Annotated in this window: 17 protein-coding genes and 1 pseudogene; 9 read left to right on the top strand and 9 right to left on the bottom strand. The window is 59.3% G+C overall.

Translation table 11 applies throughout. From position 1 onward, the window contains the following. Positions 1 to 10: 10 nt before the first annotated feature. Positions 11 to 1,036, bottom strand: coding sequence for a substrate-binding domain-containing protein (locus tag MWU54_RS00085; RefSeq protein WP_247081004.1), 1,026 nt, complete (start codon positions 1,034 to 1,036; stop codon positions 11 to 13). A 245-nt stretch (positions 1,037 to 1,281) separates the two neighbouring features. Here MWU54_RS00085 and MWU54_RS00090 point away from each other — a divergent pair, with 245 nt between their 5' ends. From MWU54_RS00090 to uvrA, 6 genes are all read left to right on the top strand, one after another. Continuing rightward, positions 1,282 to 2,550: an ABC transporter substrate-binding protein gene (locus MWU54_RS00090; protein ID WP_247080014.1), complete on the top strand. Its 1,269-nt coding sequence runs from the start codon at positions 1,282 to 1,284 to the stop codon at positions 2,548 to 2,550. Positions 2,551 to 2,684: 134 nt separating this feature from the next. Further along, entirely contained in the window at positions 2,685 to 3,704 is a 1,020-nt protein-coding gene (locus tag MWU54_RS00095) for a sugar ABC transporter permease (RefSeq protein ID WP_247080015.1), read from the top strand. A gap of 13 nt (positions 3,705 to 3,717) precedes the next feature. Then, on the top strand, positions 3,718 to 4,875 hold the full coding sequence (locus MWU54_RS00100; protein WP_247080016.1) for a carbohydrate ABC transporter permease: 1,158 nt from the start codon (positions 3,718 to 3,720) through the stop codon (positions 4,873 to 4,875). Between the two features lie 62 nt (positions 4,876 to 4,937). Then, entirely contained in the window at positions 4,938 to 6,593 is a 1,656-nt protein-coding gene (locus tag MWU54_RS00105; protein WP_247080017.1) for an alpha-amylase family glycosyl hydrolase, read from the top strand. 25 nt (positions 6,594 to 6,618) lie between these two features. Next, positions 6,619 to 7,707, top strand: coding sequence for a sn-glycerol-3-phosphate ABC transporter ATP-binding protein UgpC (gene ugpC / locus MWU54_RS00110; protein WP_247080018.1), 1,089 nt, complete (start codon positions 6,619 to 6,621; stop codon positions 7,705 to 7,707). A 187-nt stretch (positions 7,708 to 7,894) separates the two neighbouring features. Then, the gene (uvrA, locus tag MWU54_RS00115; protein WP_247080019.1) at positions 7,895 to 10,756 is read left to right on the top strand and encodes an excinuclease ABC subunit UvrA; all 2,862 of its coding nucleotides are present in this window, start codon (positions 7,895 to 7,897) and stop codon (positions 10,754 to 10,756) included. Between the two features lie 5 nt (positions 10,757 to 10,761). On the opposite strand, the gene MWU54_RS00120 is transcribed toward uvrA, so the two are convergent. The 7 genes and pseudogenes from MWU54_RS00120 to MWU54_RS00150 form a co-directional block, all read right to left on the bottom strand. Then, a complete protein-coding gene (locus tag MWU54_RS00120) occupies positions 10,762 to 12,366 on the bottom strand; it encodes a Hint domain-containing protein (RefSeq protein WP_247080020.1) in 1,605 nt (534 codons plus the stop codon). 203 nt (positions 12,367 to 12,569) lie between these two features. Then, positions 12,570 to 13,484 carry a 3-hydroxyisobutyrate dehydrogenase gene (mmsB, locus tag MWU54_RS00125; protein ID WP_281495947.1) on the bottom strand — a complete coding sequence of 305 codons (915 nt, stop codon included), beginning with the start codon at positions 13,482 to 13,484 and terminating at the stop codon, positions 12,570 to 12,572. Beyond that, positions 13,482 to 14,492: pseudogene (locus tag MWU54_RS00130) on the bottom strand (enoyl-CoA hydratase/isomerase family protein); the annotation flags it as partial. The pseudogene MWU54_RS00130 and the gene mmsB, both read right to left, overlap by 3 nt. A 90-nt stretch (positions 14,493 to 14,582) precedes the next feature. Beyond that, complete coding sequence (locus MWU54_RS00135) at positions 14,583 to 15,722, bottom strand: acyl-CoA dehydrogenase family protein (protein WP_247080021.1); 1,140 nt, start codon at positions 15,720 to 15,722, stop codon at positions 14,583 to 14,585. A 73-nt stretch (positions 15,723 to 15,795) separates the two neighbouring features. Then, positions 15,796 to 16,923, bottom strand: a complete 1,128-nt coding sequence (locus MWU54_RS00140; protein WP_247080022.1) for a carboxylate-amine ligase — start codon at positions 16,921 to 16,923, stop codon at positions 15,796 to 15,798. A gap of 70 nt (positions 16,924 to 16,993) precedes the next feature. Beyond that, entirely contained in the window at positions 16,994 to 17,425 is a 432-nt protein-coding gene (locus tag MWU54_RS00145; protein ID WP_247080023.1) for a hypothetical protein, read from the bottom strand. A 187-nt stretch (positions 17,426 to 17,612) separates the two neighbouring features. Then, positions 17,613 to 19,112, bottom strand: coding sequence for a CoA-acylating methylmalonate-semialdehyde dehydrogenase (locus MWU54_RS00150; protein WP_247080024.1), 1,500 nt, complete (start codon positions 19,110 to 19,112; stop codon positions 17,613 to 17,615). A 98-nt stretch (positions 19,113 to 19,210) separates the two neighbouring features. Between MWU54_RS00150 and MWU54_RS00155 the strand changes: the two genes are divergently transcribed. The 3 genes from MWU54_RS00155 (at position 19,211) to coaD (ending at position 21,186) form a co-directional block, all read left to right on the top strand. Continuing rightward, positions 19,211 to 20,104 carry a LysR family transcriptional regulator gene (locus tag MWU54_RS00155; RefSeq protein WP_247080025.1) on the top strand — a complete coding sequence of 298 codons (894 nt, stop codon included), beginning with the start codon at positions 19,211 to 19,213 and terminating at the stop codon, positions 20,102 to 20,104. Positions 20,105 to 20,169: 65 nt separating this feature from the next. Next, entirely contained in the window at positions 20,170 to 20,604 is a 435-nt protein-coding gene (locus MWU54_RS00160; RefSeq protein WP_247080026.1) for a CBS domain-containing protein, read from the top strand. Between the two features lie 81 nt (positions 20,605 to 20,685). After that, positions 20,686 to 21,186, top strand: a complete 501-nt coding sequence (gene coaD / locus MWU54_RS00165) for a pantetheine-phosphate adenylyltransferase (RefSeq protein WP_247080027.1) — start codon at positions 20,686 to 20,688, stop codon at positions 21,184 to 21,186. Between the two features lie 437 nt (positions 21,187 to 21,623). Here the strand turns inward: coaD and gap are convergent, their stop codons facing one another. Next, positions 21,624 to 22,625 carry a type I glyceraldehyde-3-phosphate dehydrogenase gene (gene gap / locus MWU54_RS00170; RefSeq protein WP_247080028.1) on the bottom strand — a complete coding sequence of 334 codons (1,002 nt, stop codon included), beginning with the start codon at positions 22,623 to 22,625 and terminating at the stop codon, positions 21,624 to 21,626. Positions 22,626 to 22,689 lie beyond the last annotated feature (64 nt).

Below are 22,689 nucleotides of genomic sequence, written 5' to 3' on the forward strand. Positions count from 1 at the left end.
TGGGGTTCCTTCAGGCTGGGGCAGGGCCGGTGGACCGCCCGATGATGAGGTCTGCTTCCAACAACCGGGATTGGACCGCTTTGCCGGGATCGGCGATCAGCGACAACAGCATATCCGCAGCTTCGCGCCCGGCGTAGCGAACCGAAGACCGAAGCGCGGTGAAGATCGGAACATCGTCGCCGTTTTCAAGATAGCTCAGCGCGTCGTCAAAGGTGATGATGGACACATCGCGGGCCAGGATCAATCCGGCATCGTGAACGGCGCGCCGTGCGCCAAGCGCGGTGATGATCGACGAGCAGATAAAGGCGGTGGGCGGATCATCCTGCTCCAGCATGTCGCGGGCGGCCCGGTAGCCGAACACTTCGGTCATTTCCTCGCTGCGCATCAGGCGCGGGTCCGGGGTCAGGCCCTTGCCGATCAACCCGGTTTCGTACCCGTTGCGGCGGCGATGCGCGAAATCCATGTGTTCCTGACCATTGAGCAGTGCAATCCGCGTGTGGCCGAGTTCGATCAGAAACTGCGTGCCGCGCTCGAAGGCGCCCCGGTTGTTGACGTCAATCCATGAATAGGGCTGATCGACATCCGTGGACCGGCCATGCACCACGAAGGGCAGGCCAAGCCGGTTGAGCACACCGATACGCGCATCATCGATCACCGGGCCATGCACGATAATCCCGTCCACGGTGCCGCGGGCGCGAATGTCCTGGTAGGCGCGGGTCATGTCCTGATCGGCCACCAGCGACAGCACCATGTCATAGCCCGCGCGGGCATAGGATTCCCCGGCACCCGCGATGAAATCGCCAAAGACCGGGTTCACCATTTCATGTTGGTTGGACACCGGGATCACGTGACCGATCGCCAAGGCCCGCCCGGTGGCAAGCCCCTTGGCGCGGGTGTTGGGGCGATAATTCAGATCCTGTGCCGCCTCCAGAACCCGCTTGCGCGTGGCCTCGTTGACCTCTGGATACCCGTTCAGCGCCCGGCTCACAGTGGTCTGCGACAAGTTCAGATGCTGTGACAGTTGTTTGAGATTCACGCAGGCCATTCCTCAAAGCGCTTTGAATATGTCGCCATAATAATTCACAAAAAAATCTGTGTGAAAAGCCCCTTTGCGCGCGCAAAATTGCTGCAAAGCAGCAAAATATCTGGAGGTTTCACACGATTCAGATGATTGACAGGTGACGTCAAATACGCAATTTTAAAACATCCAAAGCGCTTTGGGGTGATTCCGGAGCGCGATGATAGGGTAAGCGCGACGAAGCGCGACTTGGGAGGTACTTCATGAAAAAGACACTCACTTCGAGTGTGGCCATTGCTGCGCTTTGCGCATCCGCCGCATCCGCAGAAGATCTGACCGTTTTCGGTCCGTGGCTTGGCCCGGATCAGGCACTGGTCGAGCAGGTGCTTGCGGATTTCTCGGAAAAGTCCGGACATAATGTCAGCTACGTTGGCTCGGACAGCTTTGAACAGCAGATTGTTGTGGACGCCGAAGCGGGCTCTGCGCCGAACGTGGCCGTGTTCCCGCAGCCGGGTCTGGCATCCGACATGGCGGCACGCGGGTTCCTGACACCGTTGAAAGACGGCACAGGCGACTGGATTCGCGACAACTACGCGGCGGGTCAGTCCTGGGTTGATCTTGGCACCTATGCGGGTGCGGACGGATCGGACAACCTTTACGGCTTTTTCTACAAGGTCGATGTGAAATCGCTGGTCTGGTATTCGCCTGAAAACTTCGAGGACGCGGGCTACGAGGTTCCGACCACGATGGAAGAGCTGAAGGCGCTGACCGACCAGATCGTTGCCGATGGTGAAACACCGTGGTGCATTGGTCTGGGGTCCGGCGGTGCGACAGGCTGGCCTGCGACCGACTGGGTCGAAGACATGATGCTGCGCACGCAGACGCCTGACGTGTATGACCAGTGGGTCGCCAACGAAATCCCGTTCAACGACGAACGTGTGGTTGCCGCGATCGAAGAATTCGGCGCGTTTGCCCGCAATGACGATTACGTCGCTGGTGGGGCCGGGGCCGTGGCGTCGACCGATTTCCGCGACAGCCCCAAGGGTCTCTTTGCGGCACCGCCACAGTGCTACATGCACCGCCAGGCGTCGTTTATCCCGGCGTTCTTCCCAGAAGGCACCGAAGTGGGCGCGGATGCGGACTTCTTCTACTTCCCGGCCTATGAGGGCAAAGACCTTGGTGCACCGGTTCTGGGGGCGGGCACGCTTTGGGCCATCACCAACGAAAACGATGCTGCACACGATCTGATCGCGTATCTGCAGACGACGGACGCACATGAGATCTGGATGGCCAATGGTGGCTTCCTCACACCACACAAAGGTGTGGACAGCTCCAAGTTCGTGGATGCGCCGACCGCCAAGATGAACGACATCCTGCTGGGCGCCACAACCTTCCGGTTCGACGGGTCCGACCTGATGCCAGGTGGCGTGGGTGCCGGCACGTTCTGGACCGGTATGGTCGATTACGCAGGCGGCGCCGATGCAGGCGACGTTGCCAGCCAGATCCAGGACAGCTGGGACGCGCTGAAGTAAGCGCCTTCTGAACAAAATAGGACTGTCCGGATTTCCGGGCAGTCCGCAGCGAATAGACTGCAAGACCAAGAACCCGCCAAGGGTCCACCAGTGAAGCGCACTGGATCAGCCAACATTTTGGGAGGGACATCATCATGAATCCCGCACTACAAGGTCTTCTGACCATTGCCATCGGTGTCGGTGGGTGTCTGAGTTATTTCTACTTTTCCAACCAGATTCTCGACAAGGTGATCTTTCCGGCGAAAGGGCCGAACGCAGGCAAGAACATCAACCGCGCCAATCTTGTGCGCCCGTGGCTGTTCCTGTTGCCCGCGATCCTCGCGTTAGGGCTATACCTCGCCTATCCCGTCGTCGAAACGATCCGCCTGTCCCTGACAGAGCGTGTGACCCAGCCGGACGGCACAACGACCTATGATTTCGTGGGTCTTGCGAATTACGCGCAGATGGCGTCGGAACCGAAGTTCTGGGAAGCCATGCGCAACAACATGCTGTGGCTGATCGTGGTGCCTGCGATGTCGACGGCCTTTGGCCTTCTGGCGGCGCAGCTGACCGACCGGATCAGCTGGGGCAACATTGCGAAATCGCTGATCTTCATGCCCATGGCGATCTCGTTTGTGGGTGCGGCAGTGATCTGGAAGTTGGTCTATGACGCGCGCCCGCCGGGGACGGAACAGATCGGCGTGCTGAACGCGATCTATGTCTGGCTGTCCGGGAATGACCCGCAGCAGTGGCTGACGGTGCCGTTCTGGAACAGCTTTTTGCTGATGATCGTTTTGATCTGGATTCAAACCGGTTTCGCCATGGTGATCCTGTCCGCCGCCCTGCGCGGTATTCCGGAAGAAACCATCGAGGCGGCGATTGTGGACGGGGCAAGCCCGTTCCAGATCTTCTTCAAGATCAAAATTCCGCAAATCGCTGGCACCATCGTGGTGGTCTGGACCACCATCACACTTGTCGTTCTCAAGGTCTTTGACATCGTGTTCGCGATGACCAACGGCCAGTGGGAAACGCAGGTTCTGGCCAATTACATGTTCGACAAGCTGTTCCGCGCCAATGACTGGGGTGTCGGGTCGGCGAGTGCGATCGTGATCATGCTGCTGGTGACGCCGATCCTTGTCTGGAACGTGCACAACGCCCGCAAAGAAATGCGCTGAGGGAGACTGGATCATGGATAATATCGCAGGAACCAAATCATCCCTCACATGGGCGGTCCACATCTCGGTTGTGGTGCTGGTCGCGCTTTGGCTGTTTCCGACGGTGGGTCTGTTTGTGTCGTCCTTCCGGACGGCAGACCAGATTGCCACATCGGGCTGGTGGAACGCGCTGTTCCCGACGGAACAAAGCCTGACCCTGCGCGCCGCAGGTCCGGATGAGCAGGTGCTGACAGACGGCGTCTACGTGATCGAGGGCAACCTGTTCGCCGGCGAAGACCTGTCGGACGAAATCGACATGTCGGCCTGGGGCACGTCTTCGCGTGACGTTGGGGCCTATGCGCCCGGTGACACGGCAGAGCTGCGCAACGGCAGCAGCATCACCGTCAATGCGGACGGATCGTACCGGATCGAAAGCGCCGTTGAGATGGAGGGCAGTCGCGGACAGCGTGTCTTTGTGACCGCCGAACTGCCCCCGGATTTTACCTTGGACAATTACCGGCAGGTCCTGTTTTCAGGTGATGCCACAGACAGTATGTCCAAAGCCTTCTTCAACACGCTGACCGTGACCATCCCGGCGACCATCATTCCGATCGTCATTGCCGCTTTTGCGGCCTACGCGCTGGCATGGATGGACTTTCCGGGGCGGGCGCTGTTGATCGCGGTGGTCGTGGGTCTTTTGGTGGTGCCGCTGCAACTGGCGCTGATCCCGCTGCTGAAACTGCATCTGGGGATTGGCATTGGGAAAGGGTACCTGGGTACGTGGATGGCCCATACCGGTTTCGGCCTCCCGCTCGCCATATACCTCTTACGCAACTACATGGTCGGTCTGCCGCGTGACATTATCGAAAATGCGCGGGTAGATGGGGCAACGGAGTTTCAGATCTTCGTCAAGATCATCCTGCCGCTGTCCTTCCCGGCGCTGGCCAGCTTTGCCATCTTCCAGTTCCTGTGGACATGGAATGACCTGTTGGTGGCCAAAGTGTTCCTGATCGACGCGACGGGGCAGACGACGGTGATGACGAACCAGATCGTCGAATTGCTCGGTACGCGTGGCGGCAATTGGGAAATCCTTGCCACGGCGGCCTTTGTTTCAATCGCGGTCCCGCTCTTGGTGTTTTTTGCGATGCAGAAATACCTCGTGCGCGGACTTCTGGCCGGGTCGGTGAAGTAATACCGGCCTGACCGCCCCCTGATAACGACCGGCCCATCGTGGCCCAACGAAGGAAAACTCGAATGAGCGTTGCACTTAGCCAAGCCGCGCAATTGCCAGAGATGGACAAAGACTGGTGGCGCGGCGCGGTGATCTACCAGATCTACCCGCGCAGCTATCAGGACAGCAATGGCGACGGCATTGGTGATCTGCTGGGCATTGCACAGCGCCTACCACATGTCGCGTCACTGGGCGTCGATGCGATCTGGATCAGCCCGTTCTTCACGTCCCCGATGAAGGATTTCGGCTATGACGTGAGCAATTACTGCGATGTTGATCCGATGTTCGGGTCGCTGGCGGATTTCGACCATCTGGTCCAAACCGCGCATCAGCTGGGCATGCGGGTGATGATTGATCTGGTGTTGTCGCACACATCAGACCAGCATCCGTGGTTCAAACAAAGCCGCGCCAGCCGCGACAATGCGAAAGCCAACTGGTACGTCTGGGCAGACCCGAAACCCGATGGCACTCCCCCCAACAACTGGCTGTCGATCTTTGGCGGATCGGCCTGGCAGTGGGATGGGCGGCGCGAGCAGTATTACCTTCACAACTTCCTGACATCGCAACCCGATCTTAACTTCCACGAACCCGAGGTGCAGGACGCGCTGCTTGAGGTTGCGCGGTTCTGGCTGGACCGGGGGGTGGACGGGTTCCGTCTGGATACGATCAACTTTTACATCCACGACAAGGAATTGCGGGACAACCCGCCTCTGCCGCCGGAAAAGCGCAACGCGACCATCGCGCCCAGCGTGAACCCGTATAATCATCAGGAACATCTCTATTCCAAGAACCAGCCCGAGAACCTGGACTTCCTGCGCAAGCTGCGCGCCGTGATGGAACCCTATGGCGCGGCGGCCGTGGGCGAGGTGGGTGACGCGCAGCGCGGGCTTGAGATCATGGGCGAATACACCGCCGGTGATGATCTTATGCAAATGTGCTACGCGTTTGAATTCCTCGCCAATGCGCGCCCCACGGCGCAGGACATTGTCGAAGTGATGGACCGCGTTGATGACGTCGCGTCCGAGGGTTGGGCCTGTTGGGCGTTTTCGAACCACGATGTGAAACGCCACGCGTCGCGCTGGAACCTGAATCACGGCGGTCTGAAACTGATGACCACGCTGATGATGTGTCTGCGCGGATCGGCCTGTATTTACCAGGGCGAAGAATTGGGCCTGACCGAAGCCGATGTGGCGTTCGAGGATCTGCAGGATCCTTATGGCATTGAATTCTGGCCGGAATTCAAAGGCCGCGACGGTTGCCGCACGCCCATGGTCTGGGAGCATTCGAACCAGAATGGCGGTTTCACGACAGGCATGCCGTGGCTGCCCGTGAGCCACGAGCACCTGCACAACTCGGTCCAGCATCAGGAGGACGACCCGTCCGCGATCCTGCACCACTACCGCCGCGCCATCGCGTTCCGCCATGCCCATCCGGCGCTGGACAAGGGCGCGCATGACAAGGTCAAGGCCACCGGTTCGGTGATCCATTTCACCCGCACCCATGGTGACGAAACCATCTTCTGTGCCTTCAACATCAGCGATGACCCCGCGGTTATCGACATGCCCAAAGGCAAGTGGGCGCAGATCGGTCTGGAACTGGGGAGCGCCGGACCGCAACCCGATGGAAAATTACATCTTGGCCCGTGGCAACCCAGCCTCGCGCTGAAAATGAAGTCCTGAAACAGCAGGAAAAGGGAGGGACGACATGGCCAATCTCAAGCTGACGGATGTCGAAAAGACATATGCGGGCGCGGTGAACGTGCTCAACAACATCAACCTCGACATCAAGCAGGGCGAATTGATCGTCTTTGTCGGCCCATCCGGCTGCGGCAAGTCCACACTGCTGCGCATGATTGCCGGGCTGGAAAAGATCACCGGCGGCACGCTCGAAATCGACGGTGAAGTGGTCAACGACATGCCGCCCGCGATGCGCGGGATTGCCATGGTGTTCCAGTCCTACGCGCTGTACCCGCACATGACCGTGCGCGAGAACATGAGCTTTGCGCTCAAGATCGCCAAGAAACCGCAGAACGAGATCGACGCGGCGGTGGATCGGGCGGCGAAGATGCTGCAACTGGATGAATACCTCGACCGTCTGCCCAAAGCCCTGTCCGGTGGTCAACGTCAGCGTGTTGCCATCGGCCGGTCCATCGTGCGCGACCCGAAGGTCTATCTGTTCGACGAACCGCTGTCGAACCTTGATGCCGCGTTGCGTGTGGCGACCCGGATCGAGATTGCGCAGCTCAAGGAACAGATGCCCGAGTCGACGATGATCTACGTGACGCACGATCAGGTCGAAGCGATGACGCTGGCGACCCGCATCGTGGTGCTGGCGAATAAAGGCATCGCGCAGGTTGGCCCACCATTGGAGCTCTATGAACGTCCCAATAGCGAATTTGTGGCGCAGTTCATCGGGTCGCCGTCGATGAACCTGTTGCCCGGTGAGATTGTCGGCACGGGTGTGCAAACCACGGTCAAGATGGTTGGGGGCGGCACGGCGGTGTCGGATTACCCGTCCACAGAGGCCGATATGGGGCTGAAGGTGAACGTGGGCGTCCGGCCCGAGGATTTCCTGGAAACCGCCGGCGACTATATCTTCGAAGGCAAGGTGAACATAACCGAAGCGCTGGGTGAGGTGACGTTGCTTTATTTCGAAAAGCAGGGCGATTCGGAAGCGGTGATCGGCAAACTGCCGGGCATCCACGCCGATTTGCGCGGCAAGCCGGTGAAGCTGGGGGCCAGCCCCGACAAGGTGCACGTGTTCCACAACGGCACATCCTTGCTCTATCGGTAAAGCGCCTTCGAAGGCGCTTAACACCCGCGTTTCGAAACGCGGTCACAAGGCCGTTCGAACGGCCTTGTTAAAGACTATTCGAATAGTCTTACGCCACGTCTGGCTGCGTTCTATTTTTGTTCTCATTTTTCGATTGGCGAAACCCGCACCGTCAACTATGTGTTAACCGAGCCTATCGGGGGACAACATGGCCGAGCTGAAGCAAATCGAAGTGCGCGGCGCACGCGAGCACAATCTCAAGAATATCGACGTGGATATCCCGCGGGATCAGCTTGTGGTGATCACCGGGCTGTCCGGGTCGGGGAAGTCCTCATTGGCGTTCGACACGATCTATGCCGAAGGCCAGCGCCGCTATGTGGAATCGCTGAGCGCCTATGCGCGGCAGTTCCTTGATATGATGGAAAAACCCGATGTGGATCACATCGCGGGGTTGAGCCCGGCGATTTCCATCGAACAGAAAACCACGTCCAAGAACCCACGCTCCACGGTCGGTACCGTGACCGAGATTTACGATTACATGCGCCTGTTGTTTGCGCGTGTCGGCACGCCATATAGCCCCGCCACCGGTCTGCCCATTGAGGCGCAGCAGGTGCAGGACATGGTCGACCGCGTGATGGCGATGGAGGAGGGCACGCGCGCCTATCTGCTTGCCCCAATCGTGCGCGACCGTAAGGGCGAATACCGCAAGGAATTCCTTGAACTGCGCAAGCAGGGCTTTCAGCGGGTCAAGGTGGATGGGGAATTCTACGAATTGGACGAGCCTCCGACGCTCGATAAGAAATTCCGCCACGACATCGACGTTGTGGTGGATCGCCTTGTCGTGAAAGAGGGGCTTGAGACGCGTCTCGCCGACAGTTTCCGCACGGCGCTGGATCTGGCCGATGGCATCGCCATTCTGGAAACAGCACCAAGTGACGGCGAACCGGAACGGCACACGTTCTCTGAAAAATTTGCGTGCCCGGTTAGTGGCTTCACCATCTCGGAGATCGAACCGCGTTTGTTTTCGTTCAACGCGCCATTCGGGGCATGCCCGGACTGTGACGGTCTTGGGGTCGAACTGTTCTTTGACGAACGCCTCGTTGTGCCGGATGCCACGCTCAAGATCGCCGATGGCGCGCTGGCGCCGTGGCGTAAGGGCAAATCCCCGTATTTCCTGCAGACCATCGAAGCCATCGCCAAGCACTACGAATTCAACAAGAACTCCCGTTGGAAAGACCTTGATCCCTTTGTGCAGCAGGTCTTCCTCTATGGCTCGGGCGACGAAGAAATCCCGTTCCGGTATGACGAAGGTGGGCGTGTATATCAGGTGACGCGCACTTTCGAAGGCGTGATCCCGAATATGGAACGCCGCTACCGTGAAACCGACAGCAACTGGATCCGCGAAGAGTTCGAGCGCTATCAGAACAACCGGTCCTGCGGCACCTGCGGTGGGTATCGCCTGCGGGAAGAGGCACTGGCGGTCAAGATCGCGGGTCTGCATGTCGGGCAGGTGGTGCAGATGTCCATCAAAGAGGCGTTTGAATGGTGCAATACGGTGCCGGACCACCTGACCAATCAGAAGAACGAGATTGCAAAGGCGATCCTGAAGGAAATCCGCGAACGTCTTGGGTTCCTGAACAATGTGGGCCTTGAATACCTGACCCTGTCCCGCAATGCCGGAACGCTGTCGGGGGGCGAAAGCCAACGTATCCGTCTGGCGTCGCAGATCGGCTCTGGCCTGACGGGCGTTCTGTATGTGCTGGATGAACCGTCCATCGGCCTGCACCAGCGCGACAATGACCGCCTGCTGGGCACACTGAAATCCCTGCGGGATCAGGGCAATACGGTCATCGTTGTGGAACATGACGAAGAGGCGATCCGCGAGGCGGATTACGTGTTCGACATCGGGCCGGGGGCCGGGGTGCATGGCGGGCAGGTGGTCAGCCACGGCACGCCGAAACATGTGGCAGACGACCCGGCATCTCTGACCGGGCAATATCTGTCCGGATCGCGTGAAATCGCGGTTCCGACGACGCGGCGGAAGGGAAAGAAAAAGACGGTCAAGGTGGTCAAGGCCACCGGCAACAACCTGCAGAACGTTACGGCCGACTTCCCACTGGGCAAATTTGTCTGCGTGACGGGGGTGTCGGGCGGCGGAAAATCCACGCTGACGATTGAGACCCTGTTCAAAACCGCCTCCATGCGTTTGAACGGCGCGCGCCAGACGCCTGCACCATGCGAGACGATCAAGGGGTTGGAGCATCTGGACAAGGTGATCGACATCGACCAGCGCCCCATCGGCCGGACGCCGCGGTCGAACCCTGCGACCTATACCGGGGCGTTTACACCGATCCGTGACTGGTTTGCGGGGCTGCCCGAAGCCAAGGCGCGGGGGTACAAGCCGGGACGGTTCAGCTTCAACGTCAAGGGTGGGCGGTGCGAGGCCTGCCAGGGCGATGGCGTGATCAAGATCGAGATGCATTTCCTGCCGGATGTCTATGTCACCTGCGAAACCTGCAAGGGCGCGCGCTACAATCGCGAAACACTAGAAATCAAGTTCAAAGGCAAAAGCATAGCCGACGTTCTTGATATGACGGTTGAAGATGCACAGGAGTTCTTCAAGGCGGTGCCAAGCATTCGGGACAAGATGGATGCGCTGGCGCGGGTTGGTCTGGGATATATCAAGGTGGGCCAGCAAGCGACAACCTTGTCCGGCGGTGAAGCGCAGCGCGTGAAGCTGTCCAAGGAACTGGCAAAACGCTCGACCGGGCGCACGTTGTATATTCTGGATGAACCCACAACTGGCTTACATTTCGAAGATGTACGCAAACTTCTTGAAGTGTTGCATGAACTTGTTGACCAAGGCAATTCGGTGATCGTGATCGAGCACAACCTTGATGTGATCAAAACCGCGGACTGGCTGATCGATATCGGCCCCGAAGGCGGCGATGGCGGGGGTCAAATCGTGGCAACAGGCACGCCGGAACAGGTGGCCGAGGTCACGGCATCCCATACTGGGCGGTACCTCAAACCCATGCTGCAGGCCAAGAAACCCCTCGCGGCCGAGTAATGCAATCAGGCGGCGCGGGCAGTCAGCGCACGCGCTTCGTGTGATTTCAGGATCGGGCGCGCGGCCTGCCATCCGCTTGATTGCAGATCGGCAAGCTCTGGGAACAAGGCAAGGATCTCTGCCTGCGCCTCTGCATCAAAGCTTTTCGACATCATCGGGCCGGGCAGGTAGCTTTCGGAGGCCAGACCGCTGCTGTTCAAAATTTGATGACGGTCGAACAGCAGATGCACATAGGTGACCGGTGTGCCAGAGGCCACACGGGTGACGGTGCTGCCATTCACCAGATCTTTGGCTTTCACCAGAACTTCGGCTTCGCCAAACAGCAGTTCAGCCCAGATGTCGCGCACCAGCACACGGTGCTGCGGCGACAGCCACACGTCAGATTGCGCGCCGTAGGAACCCGCCGCAATCACCACGGGGGCAAAATCGCCCATCGCCTCGGTCTCGCGCGACCCGGCCCAGCGGACGGGCTGGGGGCCATCATCCAGCGTCAGAACCAGATCACCCTCGCGCAGGTCTTGAACGGGTTTCGGGCCGTCGGGCGTGTCAATCATCGTGCCCGCAACAAAGCAGGGCATCTGCGTGACCTGCACAATCGCGGTGTCCGAGTTTCCAAGCCCGTCGGTGATCGAGTAGTTGAAATAGACGGTTTCATTATCGGCATCAGCCAACACGGTCAGCGTGCCATCGGCATTCAACGTGACTTGCTGGCCGGATGTCAGGGTGACGGTGTCGCCCGCAACAACGGCGATGCCGTTGATATGGGTGACGGTGATCGTGCCCGCCGCGTTGACGTCATTGTTGGTGACATCAATCGTCTTTGTGCTGTTCAGACCGACATTCGCGGCGTCATCGACCGCCACAAGGTTGGCTTGCGCGGATCCACCGGCGATCAAGAGGTTTGTATCGTAAGACCCGTCGCTCAGGTCCGCCACCCCGATCTTGATCGTGTTGGCGACGCCCGGATTGACCGGGGCAGACACACTCAAAGTAACGGTAAACCCATCCATTTCAGTGTTATAGGTGTCGTTGTTCGTGCCCGAGAAATTGTCGTTATACAGATTGGGGGATGTGCTTCCGTTGATATTGCCAACCGACACCTGGCCAGATCCGACCGTCACGGTGGCCTGAACACCATTGATCCAGATGCCCACCGTATCAAGATAGGCTGAGTTGATGAATTCCGGGTATTCTTCAGAGCTGATGACAAAATCTAGCGTCAGCATATTGCCGTTCGGCGTGAATTCGGCCTGCAGGAAGGCCACGTCGTAGATACTGGACGCACCGGCAAGCGCGCTGAAATCCGGATCACTGCTTGGCCCGTTGCCATGACTTGTCGTGGTTGACCCCGAGGTGTTCGTGTTCGTGGTTCCGGAGTTGTTGGTAATATCCGTCGCGGTCCCGGTCGACAGGATCACTCCGGTGTCGCCCGGTGTCAGCACCGGCGAAATCGTGTCACCGTTTGTGTAAATGCCCGATGAGATCGCTTCGCCGCTGTAAAAGGTCCGGAGCGGGTCCGAATTGACGGTGATGCCTGCGCCAAAGATGGCTTGCGCCATGTCAAACGCCGAAGCGCCTGTGTTGATGGGAAGATCTTGTGCAATGGGCATACAAACACCGTCTTACGAGAAACCAAAGGTGACCTTGGATCGCGCGGTAAGACGGCATTGATGGGAAGGAATTTAGGTAAATTCTTGGTACATGCGGGGCGATTGTTTCCAATCCTGCCGCAATCAGGATTCGGGCCGTTGTCGCATTTCGCCACGATGACAGGTTTGACCGGGCAGAATGTCCTCTGCCCGGACGTTATTCGCTAACCGTTTCTCTTGCGCGCCTCGAAACGCGGCAACATGGCCGAGAAATCCCGGCCGCGCCCGTCTTCTGCCTCGACAAACCGGGCGTAGAGTTCGGTCGCGGACTGTCCAAGCGGCGTGTCGGCATCCGATGCTTCGGCGGCCTGCTGGCTAAGTCTCAGATCTTTCAGCATCAATTCGGCTGCAAACCCCGGGGTGTAGTTGTTGTCGGCGGGGCTTTGCGGTCCCACGCCCGGCGCCGGACAATAGGCGTTCATCGACCAGCTATAGCCGGACGAGGTGCTGACCACGTCGAACATCGCCTGCCGGTCAAGGCCCAGCTTATCGGCCAGCGCAAAGGCCTCGCAGGTGGCGATCATCGTGACGCCCAGGATCATGTTGTTGCAGATCTTGGCGGCCTGACCGTTTCCAGATGCGCCACAATGCACCGACTTCTGGCCCATGATGTCGAAGAGGGGCAGGGCGGTGGCATAGGCCTTTTCCGATCCCCCGACCATAAATGTCAGCGTGCCTGCTGACGCGCCTCCGATACCACCGGACACCGGCGCATCCAGCGGCAGGAGACCGGCCGCTTCGGCCTCTGCCGCGACGGCGCGGGCGCTTTCGACGTCCACGGTGGAGCAATCCAGCAGGGCTGCGCCGGATTTCATGGCCGGGATCACCTCGGACGCCACGCTGCGCAGGATGTCTCCGTTGGGCAGCATCGTGATGACCACATCTGCGACTGCGGCGGCCTCGGCCGCTGTTGCGGCCCGGGTCACGCCCTCCACACTGACATCCATCGTATCAAAGCCAACCACCGTATGACCGGCGGCTGCCAGATTTGCCGCCATTGGCGCGCCCATATTCCCCAAGCCAATAAATCCGATCTTCATTCCGCGCTCCTCTTGTTCGAATGTCAGTTTCTCACCCATGACCGGGCGCAGCATGGCTGCGACGTCGACGGACGGAACCTTTGCCAGATCATGCCGCCATTTCGGCGATTTGTCTTTGTCGATGATGACCGCGCGGATGCCTTCGATGAAATCACCTTTCTCCATGCTGCGCGAGGTGAAGCGGTATTCAAGCTCGAGCGCCTTGCGGATATCGAGCGTGCCTGCGCGCAGGCGGTGGATGATTTCGAGTGCACATTCCATCGACAGCGGCGCGTTGCGGGACAGCTTCTTGAGCGCCGCTTCGGCAAAATCGCTGCTGTCCCGCGACAGGGTGTTGACGATATCGCTGAGCCGCGCGCCGCCAAACGCCATGTCGATCTGAGGCTGGCTGGTGCGCAGCGGGGCGTCGGGGGGCACCTGTGCCGCGTCTTCCAGCGCCTTGACATCGCCAGTGGCGCAAAGTGTCGATTTCAGCGCAGTCCATTGGTCTTCGGGGATGTACAGGTCGGCAAACCCGACATAGATCGCATCGCCGGGGCCCATTCGGTCGGCGGTGAGGCCCAGATATTCCCCAAGCCGTCCCGGCGCGCGCGCCAGCAGGTAGGACCCGCCCACATCCGGGATCAGACCAATGCCGCATTCCGGCATGGCGATCTGGCTGCTGTCCCCGACAATCCGGTGCGACCCGTGGCATCCAACGCCAACACCGCCGCCCATGGTAAAGCCTTGCAGGAAACTGACCACGGGTTTGGGATATTCGGCGATCAGCGCATTCATCCGGTATTCGTCGCGCCAGAATTTCTGGCCGTAGGCATAGTCGCCCGCTGTGCCGGTGGCATACATTTCGGCAATATCACCGCCAGCGCAGAACGCCTTGTCACCTTCGGCATCAATCACGATCACCTTGACGGTCGACTCTGCGCGCCAGGCCCACAGCGCGGCTTCGATCTCAAGGCACATCTGGTAAGTGAGCGCATTCAGCGCCTTGGGGCGTTGCAACGTGATGCGGCCGGCATGGCCGTCCTGGCGAATGTGGATGTCGGTCATATGCGGGTTGCCTTCTGGTCAGCGGGGGCAGGGGGCGTTGCCCCCTCGGCCTGCGGCCTCACCCCCAAGGTATTTTTGAAACAGAGACGATCAGGAAGCCAGCATTTGGCGGGCCACGATCAGGCGCATGATTTCATTTGTGCCTTCAAGGATCTGGTGGACCCGCAGGTCGCGGACCAGCTTTTCAATGCCGTAATCGGCCAGATAGCCATAGCCGCCATGCAGCTGCAGGCACTGGTCCACGACATTGCTGCCGGTTTCGGTGACGAATTTCTTGGCCATGGCGCAGAATTTCGTGGCGTCCGGCGCGCCGGTGTCCAGCTTCCATGCCGCCTGGCGCAGGAAGGTGCGGGCGGCCTGCAGCTCGATCTCCATATCGGCAAGGCGGAATTGCAAGGCCTGAAACTGGTCGATGGATTTGCCGAAGGCCTTGCGCTCAGCCATGTAGGCCAATGTTGCATCCAATCCGGTTTGTGCGGCGCCCAGCGAACAGGCTGCGATGTTCAAGCGCCCGCCATCGAGACCGGCCATCGCGTATTTGAAGCCCTGACCCTCTTCGCCCAGCAAGTTGTCGGACGGGATCTTGCAGTCGTCAAACTGCACCTGACGGGTGGGTTGCGACCGCCAGCCCATCTTGTCTTCCAGCCCGCCAAAGCTCAGCCCCGGTGTTCCGTCTTCGATCAGGACTGCAGAAACACCCCTTGGCCCGTCTTCCCCGGTGCGCACCATTGCCACGTAGAGGTCAGAATACCCGCCGCCCGAGATGAACGCCTTGGTGCCGTTCAGCGTGTAGCCTTCATTGGTGCGATCCGCGCGGGTTTTGAGGGCGGCCGCATCCGACCCGCTGCCCGGTTCGGTCAGGCAATAGCTGAGCACGGTTTCCATGGTCATGGCCTTGGGCAACACGCGCGCTTTCATGTCGTCGCTGGCGAAGGTGTCGATCATCTTGGCGCACATGTTGTGGATCGACAGGAACGCCGCGACCGAAGGACAGGCCATCGAGAGCGCTTCGAACACCAGTGTCGCATCCAGCCGCGACAGGCCGGTGCCGCCGCTGTCCTCGGACACGTAGAGTCCGGCAAAGCCAAGCGCGCCGATCTGGGGCCACAGCTCTTTCGGGATGGTGCCTTGCGCTTCCCAGTCCCGTGCATGCGGCGCGATATTGTCCTGGCCAAAGGCATAGGCCATGTCGAAAATCGCGGTTTGCTCTTCGCTCAGGGCAAAATCCATCGCGGTGCTCCTCCCGGTGTCTGTGAATTGAACACGCGTTTAATTGCCAACTGTTTCAGGAGTTTTGCAAGCCTCAAAGCCCGTCGTGAAACGCATCGACAAGATCTGCGACAACGGCCCGCATCTGGGCGTCCTGATCCGCGCCCGTTGCTTTGGCCGAGGCCGCAACCGCGCGTTGCCGTGTGGTGCCGTTGCCCTTGGCGACGATGTCCTTGCTGAACTCCACGTCGCGCACGCATTGCAGGACACCGGCGTCTTCTTCGATCAGCTCCATCAACTCGTGCATCAGGTCCGGCATGGAGACAATTTCACCGCGTCCAAAATCGATCAGCCCGTCGCTGATGCCGTAGCGCTGCGCGCGCCAGCGGTTTTCGCCGATGAGAAACGGATCGTAGCGCCGCCAGCGCTGGTTGCGCACCCGCAGCCGCCACAGCATGCGCATCAGGCATTGGTTCAGGGCTGCAAGGGTCAGCGTGTGGTCAATGCTCGGCTGCACATCCATGATGCGCGTCTCCAGCGTGGGAAACTGCGCCGAGGGCCGCAGGTCCCACCAGATCTTGGAACTGTCTTCGATTGTGCCAATGTCGATCAGCACCTGCACCGACCGTTCGTATTCCGACCAGTTGTCAAACTGCGGCGGCAGGCCGGTGCGGGGCAGGTTGTCGAACACCGAAATGCGGTAGGACGCCAGACCGGTATCTTCGCCCTGCCAGAAGGGTGACGAGGTTGAGAGCGCCAGCAGATGCGGCAGGAAATACGCCATCTGTCCCATCAGGTCAGCGCGCAGCGCGTTGTCGTTTAGCCCGACATGCACATGCATGCCGCAGATCAACATCCGCCGGACCACGCCGCCAAGCGCGTCTTGCAGATCGTTGTAACGGTCCTTGTCAGTATGGTGTTGCCGCTTCCAATCGCCGAACGGATGGCAGGAGGCCGCGATTGGGGCAAGGTTGTGCTCTTTCGCGCAGCGCGCGACCGTGCTGCGCAGACGCTTGAGATCCTCCCGCGCTTCGCTGATATTGGCACAGACCTTGGTGCCGATCTCGATCTGGCATTGCAGGAATTCGGGGCTGACCTGTTTTTCCAGTTCCGCCGCGCAGGCCGTCATCAGGTCTTCCGGCGCTTCGGCCAGCGCATAGCTGTCGAGGTCCACCAGCAAGTATTCCTCTTCGATGCCGATTGTGAAGTCTGGTTCCTGCATGACGCGTCCCCCCTACGTGTTATTTCAGGTGAGTTTACGGACTGAGGGAGATTTGTCACTTGTTGCTGGATCAGGCGCTTTCCGCGGCCCCGTCGTTGAGCATTTCGGCAATCGATCTGTGCGGGATGCCAAGGGCTTCCAAGGCGGCTTCCTCGCTATCTTGCACGATGGCAACAACACCACTTTCCGGCGTCCAGCCGTTCTTGCCGATATTGGCCGCCTGACGCCCAATCGGGGTTGTGGCGAGGTAGACCATAAACGTCTCAACACCCGTGCTGGCCAGCGTTTCGATCTTGGCCGCCTGCAATTCCATGAATTTCGGAAAATCCCGGTCGATATCGGTCAGACGCGTCATATCGACAAGGTGCCGCAGACCGGGGCGCGCATCGGGGTTCTGGGCGAAGGCCGCAAAGGCTTCGGCGCTTTCCTGCACCAGCATCACACCGGTGTAGCGCACGAAGACAAGGTTATGCTCTGGAAGAATATCAACAGTAATCGGCATCTCAGCGTTCTCAAAACGACGGTTTAACCACACAGTTGTTGAACAGGATTGATTTTGGATCAATCTGTTACGGAAGGATTGACGTGGCGTTAGTTGTTTCCGCCGCCCGGTTTTTCGAACGCATTTGCCAATGGATCACCCGGCCTTAAACGTCAGCAGGGCGGCGTATTCGCCGCCCTGCAAGGGATCAATCCATCGCTTTGAAGTTGAACTCGCCGCCTTCCTTGATGCCCGAGGGCCAGCGCGACGTGATCGTCTTGGTGCGGGTGTAGAACTTGAAGCTGTCGGGACCGTGCTGGTTCAGGTCACCGAACATGGATTTCTTCCAGCCTCCGAACGTGTGGTAGGCCAGCGGCACAGGGATCGGCACGTTGATGCCGACCATGCCGATGTTCACGCGGTGCGCAAAGTCACGGGCGGTGTCGCCGTCACGGGTAAAGATCGCGGTGCCATTGCCGTATTCGTGATCCATCGCCAGCTTGAGTGCTTCTTCGTAGCTGCCTGCGCGCACGGTGCTCAGGACCGGGCCGAAGATTTCCTGACGGTAGATGTCCATGTCAGGCGTCACCTTGTCGAAGAGGTGCGGACCGACGAAAAAGCCATCCTCATAGCCCTGCAATTTGAAGTCGCGGTTGTCGACAACCAGCTCCGCGCCTTGGTCGACGCCGGACTGGATGAGGCCAAGGATCCGCTCTTTCGCTTCGCGGGTCACAACGGGTCCGAAATCCACATCGTCGCCATCGGTATAAGGGGCCACGCGCAGTTTTTCGATGCGCGGGACCAGCGCGTCGATCAGGCGGTCTGCGGTTTCTTCGCCGACCGGAACCGCAACGGATACCGCCATGCAGCGTTCGCCCGCGGCACCGAACCCGGCACCGATCAGCGCATCAGCGGCTTGGTCAATGTCCGCATCCGGCATCACGATCAGGTGGTTCTTGGCACCGCCAAAGCACTGCGCGCGTTTGCCGTTCGCGGTGGCTCGGCTGTAGATGTACTGCGCGATGGGGGTGGATCCGACAAAGGACACGCCCTGAATGATCTCATGATCGAGCAGGGTATCCACGGCCTCTTTCGTGCCGTTCACCACTTGGAACACACCGGCGGGCAGACCTGCTTCGACAAACAGTTCCGCCAGCATCAGCGGCACGGACGGGTCACGCTCAGACGGCTTCAGCACAACCGCGTTGCCACAGGCAAGGGCAGGGCCAACATGCCACAGCGGCATCATCGCCGGGAAATTGAATGGCATGATCGACGCGACAACACCCAAAGGCTGGCGCATGGAGTACATGTCGATGCCGGGGCCTGCGTCGTCGGTGTATTCCCCTTTGAGCATCTGCGGCGCGCCGATGCAGTACTCGATCACCTCAAGACCACGCTGCAGATCGCCCTTTGCGTCTGGGATCGTCTTGCCGTGTTCGCGGCTGAGCGCCTCGGCCAGAACATCCATGTCGCGGTTCATCAGCGCGACCATCTTCATCATCACGCGGGCGCGTTTCTGCGGGTTGGTCGCGCCCCAGGCAACCTGCGCCTTGGCGGCATCCTCGACAGCGGCCGACACTTCTTCGGGTGTGGCCAGCGGAAGCTTCGCCTGAACTTCACCGGTTGCCGGGTTGTAGACGTCGCCGAAGTTGCCAGAGGTGCCCTTGACCTGAGCGCCGTTGATAAAGTGCGTAAGCTCTTTCATGATATCTCTCCCATTCTGCGCGCACGATAGCCTTGCAAATTTGCGGATCAAAGAGGCAATGTGCCAAAGACGTTTTGCATTTTTGCAAAGGAGCCCGCATGCAAAGCTGGGATGATCTGCGAATTTTCCTGTCCGTGGCGCGGAATGAAACCCTTTCGGGCGCGGGCAAGGCCTTGCGTATGGATCCGGCCACCGTGGGCCGGCGCATCGCCCGGTTGGAAAACGCGATCGGACAAGCATTGTTTGTCAAAAGCCCGCAAGGCTACGCGCTGACCGAAGCCGGCACGCGGTTGGTGGATCACGCCGAACGCGCCGAACAGGCGATGCAGGGGGCCCGGTCGGTGCTGACCGGAGATGCAGAGACGCTGTCAGGCCAGATCCGGATCGGGGCCCCGGATGGTTGTGCAAACTTCGTTTTGCCGCGCGTCTTTGCCGACCTGTCCAAAGCCAATCCTGATCTTGACCTTCAAATCGTGGCCCTGCCACGGGTTGTGAACCTGTCCCGGCGCGAAGCGGACATGGCCATCACCGTCAGCCCGCCCACCGCGTCGCGGCTGTCGTATCAGCGCATCACGGATTACCAATTGCATCTTGCGGCCAGTGAAACCTACCTGTCGACCCGCCCGCCCTTGACGCGGTTGCAGGATCTGCATGCGCATCGGATCGTTGGCTACATTCCGGATATGATCTTTGACAAGGAACTGGACTACCTGAGTGACCTGAACCTTGACCGGGTTGCGCTGGCGTCAAACTCGGCGTCGGTGCAATTGCAGCTGTTGCGACAACATGGCGGTGTCGGCATTGCGCACGATTTTGCACTGCCCTTTGCGCCACATGTCAAACGGGTTCTCACCGGTGAAGTGTCCTTTACACGCAGCTTTTACTTGGTCCGGCATGCCGAAGACCGGCGCCTGGACCGGATCAGCCGCTTTGCCAAAGCGCTTGCGCAAGGGGTCAAATCCGAGGTCGCCAGACTGGAAGCGCTACTTTGACGGCTTGACAGATCACGGTCAGGTGAAGACGCTAAGGGAAATGCGCCGCTACTGGAGGAACCGCTATGACAGTGCAAAAGATCCTGAAAAGTAAAAACAATGACACGGTGGTGACGGTTGCTTCGGGGACGCTTGTTTCCGAAGCTGCGAAAATCCTTGCGGAAAAGCGGATCGGGACGGTTGTCGTGTCGGACGATGGCGTGACCGCAAAGGGCATCCTGTCAGAACGGGACATCGTGCGTGAACTGGCGGCGCGGGGCGGGGCGTGTCTGATGGACACGGTGGACAGTTACATGACCTCGAAACTGGTCACCTGCGAACGCAGCGACAAGGCCGACGACGTTCTGGCCCAGATGACCAAGGGCCGGTTCCGCCACATGCCGGTTGTGGAAGACGGAAAACTGGTGGGACTGATCACGCTTGGTGACGTGGTCAAGGCACGCCTGAATGAACTGGCGATGGAGAAAGATGCGCTCGAAGGGATGATCATGGGGCATTAATGCCGGTGCAAAGCACGACTTGCACTCTCCCGCGTTTTGATGCCAGACAGGCGAAACACCACGACACACCGGAGATCGCCCATGCGCATCGGTCTTTATCCCGGGACATTTGACCCGATCACAATGGGCCATATCGACATCATCCGCCGCGCGTCCGCGTTGGTGGATCGGCTGGTGATCGGTGTTGCCATCAACCGCGACAAGGGCCCGCTGTTTTCGCTGGAAGAGCGGGTCGCCATGATCGAAGCGGAATGCGTGTCACTGACCGAACAGACCGGGATCGAGATTATTGCCCATCCGTTCGAGAACCTGCTGATTGATTGCGCCCGCGATGTCGATGCCTCGCTGATCATTCGCGGATTGCGCGCGGTGGCCGATTTTGAATATGAATTTCAGATGGTTGGCATGAACCGCGCGCTGGACGACAGCATCGAAACCGTGTTTCTGATGGCCGAAGCGCGCCATCAGGCCATTGCATCGAAACTGGTCAAGGAAATCGCGCGTCTGAATGGCGATGTCAGTAAATTCGTCACCGCCCCGGTGCGCGACGCGTTGGTCGCTCGGTTTCGCAATACAAAATGACAAAAGCCGCGCGGGGGCCGCGCGGCTGTGCCTCAGTGTCTGGATGTCCGGAGCTTATCTGCCGTAGACAGCCTGGTACGCAATCCTCTCGGCATCGCCGGGATAGATATCCAGGTCCAGTGCCACATCCAGTGGCATCGATCGGATTTCATTGACTGTACGATTGTACGCGGCCCGCTTTTCAAGACGGTTCCGCAGGGAAGACATAAATTGGGCCATCTGTCAGTCCTTTCGTTGCTCTATGGTCCTGAGCCATTGCGCTGTGAGCGCTAACAGCTACAGAACAACAGATAGTCATGCTGCGCTGCAGCGCAACGGACAGAAGGGAAAGGCCGCCTTGCAGTTTGTGCATTGCTCTTCACAGGGCTGTGAAATGCGTGGCGTGAAAAAACGGGAATTGGTGCGGCAGGTCGGGCAGGGTGCCCGACCGCCAGAGGTCAAATGAGTTTGCCCATCGCAACAGCGGTATCCGCCATGCGGTTCGAGAAACCCCATTCATTGTCATACCATGTCAGGATTCGGACCATCCGGCTGTCCATGACCTTGGTCTGATCCGTGTGGAAGATGGACGAGTGCGGATCGTGGTTGAAATCCGACGATACGAGTTTCTTGTCAGTATAGCCAAGAATCCCCTTCAACGGACCGTTTGCCGCTTCGCGGATCGCGGTGTTGATTTCGTCCACGGAGGTGTCCCGCGTCGCGGTGAAGGTCAGATCAACCACAGACACGTTCGGGGTTGGCACCCGGATCGCCACGCCATCGAGCTTGCCATCCAGTTCCGGTAACACCAGACCAACCGCCTTGGCCGCCCCTGTGGAGGTCGGGATCATGCTCAACGCGGCGGCACGGGCGCGGTACAGATCGCTATGCATCGTGTCCAGCGTTGGCTGATCGCCCGTATAAGAGTGGATCGTCGTCATGAAGCCACGCTCGATCCCGATGGCAGAGTTCAGAACATGCGCGACGGGGGCCAGACAGTTGGTTGTGCACGACGCGTTCGAGACGACAATGTCATCCTTGGTCAGCGTGTCATGGTTCACGCCATAAACAATTGTTTTGTCAGCATCCTTGCCCGGCGCGGAAATCAGCACCCGGCTTGACCCATTATCAAGATGCGCCTGGCACGCTTCTTTCGATTTGAAGATCCCGGTGCATTCCATCACCACGTCCACATCCGACCAGGGCAGGTCGGCAGGGTTGCGGATGGCTGTGACCTTGATCGGCCCACGGCCCACATCAATGCTGTCATCCGTGGTCTTGACCTCGACAGGAAACCGTCCGTGGACGCTGTCAAACTGCAAAAGATGCGCATTGGTCTCTACCGGCCCAAGATCGTTTATGGCCACGACCTCGATATCGGTGCGGCCAGACTCGATGATGGCACGCAGGACGTTCCGGCCAATTCGGCCAAAGCCATTGATGGCAACTTTGATGCTCATGGAAGACTCCTCGCTCATTCGGACAGAGTGCTCTGCCGGATTGTTACCGCTAACAATCAGAACG

Origin of the sequence: Marivita sp. S6314 (assembly GCF_023015985.1) — a bacterium.
Lineage (GTDB): Bacteria > Pseudomonadota > Alphaproteobacteria > Rhodobacterales > Rhodobacteraceae > Marivita.

Bases quoted from the DNA above. Each gene is read 5' to 3' on its own strand.
- MWU54_RS00135 (WP_247080021.1), bottom strand. From the start codon at position 15,722: ATGGATTTTGCCCTGAGCGAAGAGCAAACCGCGATTTTCGACATGGCC.
- MWU54_RS00095 (WP_247080015.1), top strand. From the start codon at position 2,685: ATGAATCCCGCACTACAAGGTCTTCTGACCATTGCCATCGGTGTCGGT.
- MWU54_RS00140 (WP_247080022.1), bottom strand. From the start codon at position 16,923: ATGCAGGAACCAGACTTCACAATCGGCATCGAAGAGGAATACTTGCTG.
- uvrA (WP_247080019.1), top strand. From the start codon at position 7,895: ATGGCCGAGCTGAAGCAAATCGAAGTGCGCGGCGCACGCGAGCACAAT.
- MWU54_RS00105 (WP_247080017.1), top strand. From the start codon at position 4,938: ATGAGCGTTGCACTTAGCCAAGCCGCGCAATTGCCAGAGATGGACAAA.
- coaD (WP_247080027.1), top strand. From the start codon at position 20,686: ATGCGCATCGGTCTTTATCCCGGGACATTTGACCCGATCACAATGGGC.
- gap (WP_247080028.1), bottom strand. From the start codon at position 22,625: ATGAGCATCAAAGTTGCCATCAATGGCTTTGGCCGAATTGGCCGGAAC.
- ugpC (WP_247080018.1), top strand. From the start codon at position 6,619: ATGGCCAATCTCAAGCTGACGGATGTCGAAAAGACATATGCGGGCGCG.
- MWU54_RS00160 (WP_247080026.1), top strand. From the start codon at position 20,170: ATGACAGTGCAAAAGATCCTGAAAAGTAAAAACAATGACACGGTGGTG.
- MWU54_RS00155 (WP_247080025.1), top strand. From the start codon at position 19,211: ATGCAAAGCTGGGATGATCTGCGAATTTTCCTGTCCGTGGCGCGGAAT.
- MWU54_RS00090 (WP_247080014.1), top strand. From the start codon at position 1,282: ATGAAAAAGACACTCACTTCGAGTGTGGCCATTGCTGCGCTTTGCGCA.
- MWU54_RS00100 (WP_247080016.1), top strand. From the start codon at position 3,718: ATGGATAATATCGCAGGAACCAAATCATCCCTCACATGGGCGGTCCAC.
- MWU54_RS00150 (WP_247080024.1), bottom strand. From the start codon at position 19,112: ATGAAAGAGCTTACGCACTTTATCAACGGCGCTCAGGTCAAGGGCACC.
- MWU54_RS00120 (WP_247080020.1), bottom strand. From the start codon at position 12,366: ATGCCCATTGCACAAGATCTTCCCATCAACACAGGCGCTTCGGCGTTT.
- MWU54_RS00145 (WP_247080023.1), bottom strand. From the start codon at position 17,425: ATGCCGATTACTGTTGATATTCTTCCAGAGCATAACCTTGTCTTCGTG.
- mmsB (WP_281495947.1), bottom strand. From the start codon at position 13,484: ATGGGTGAGAAACTGACATTCGAACAAGAGGAGCGCGGAATGAAGATC.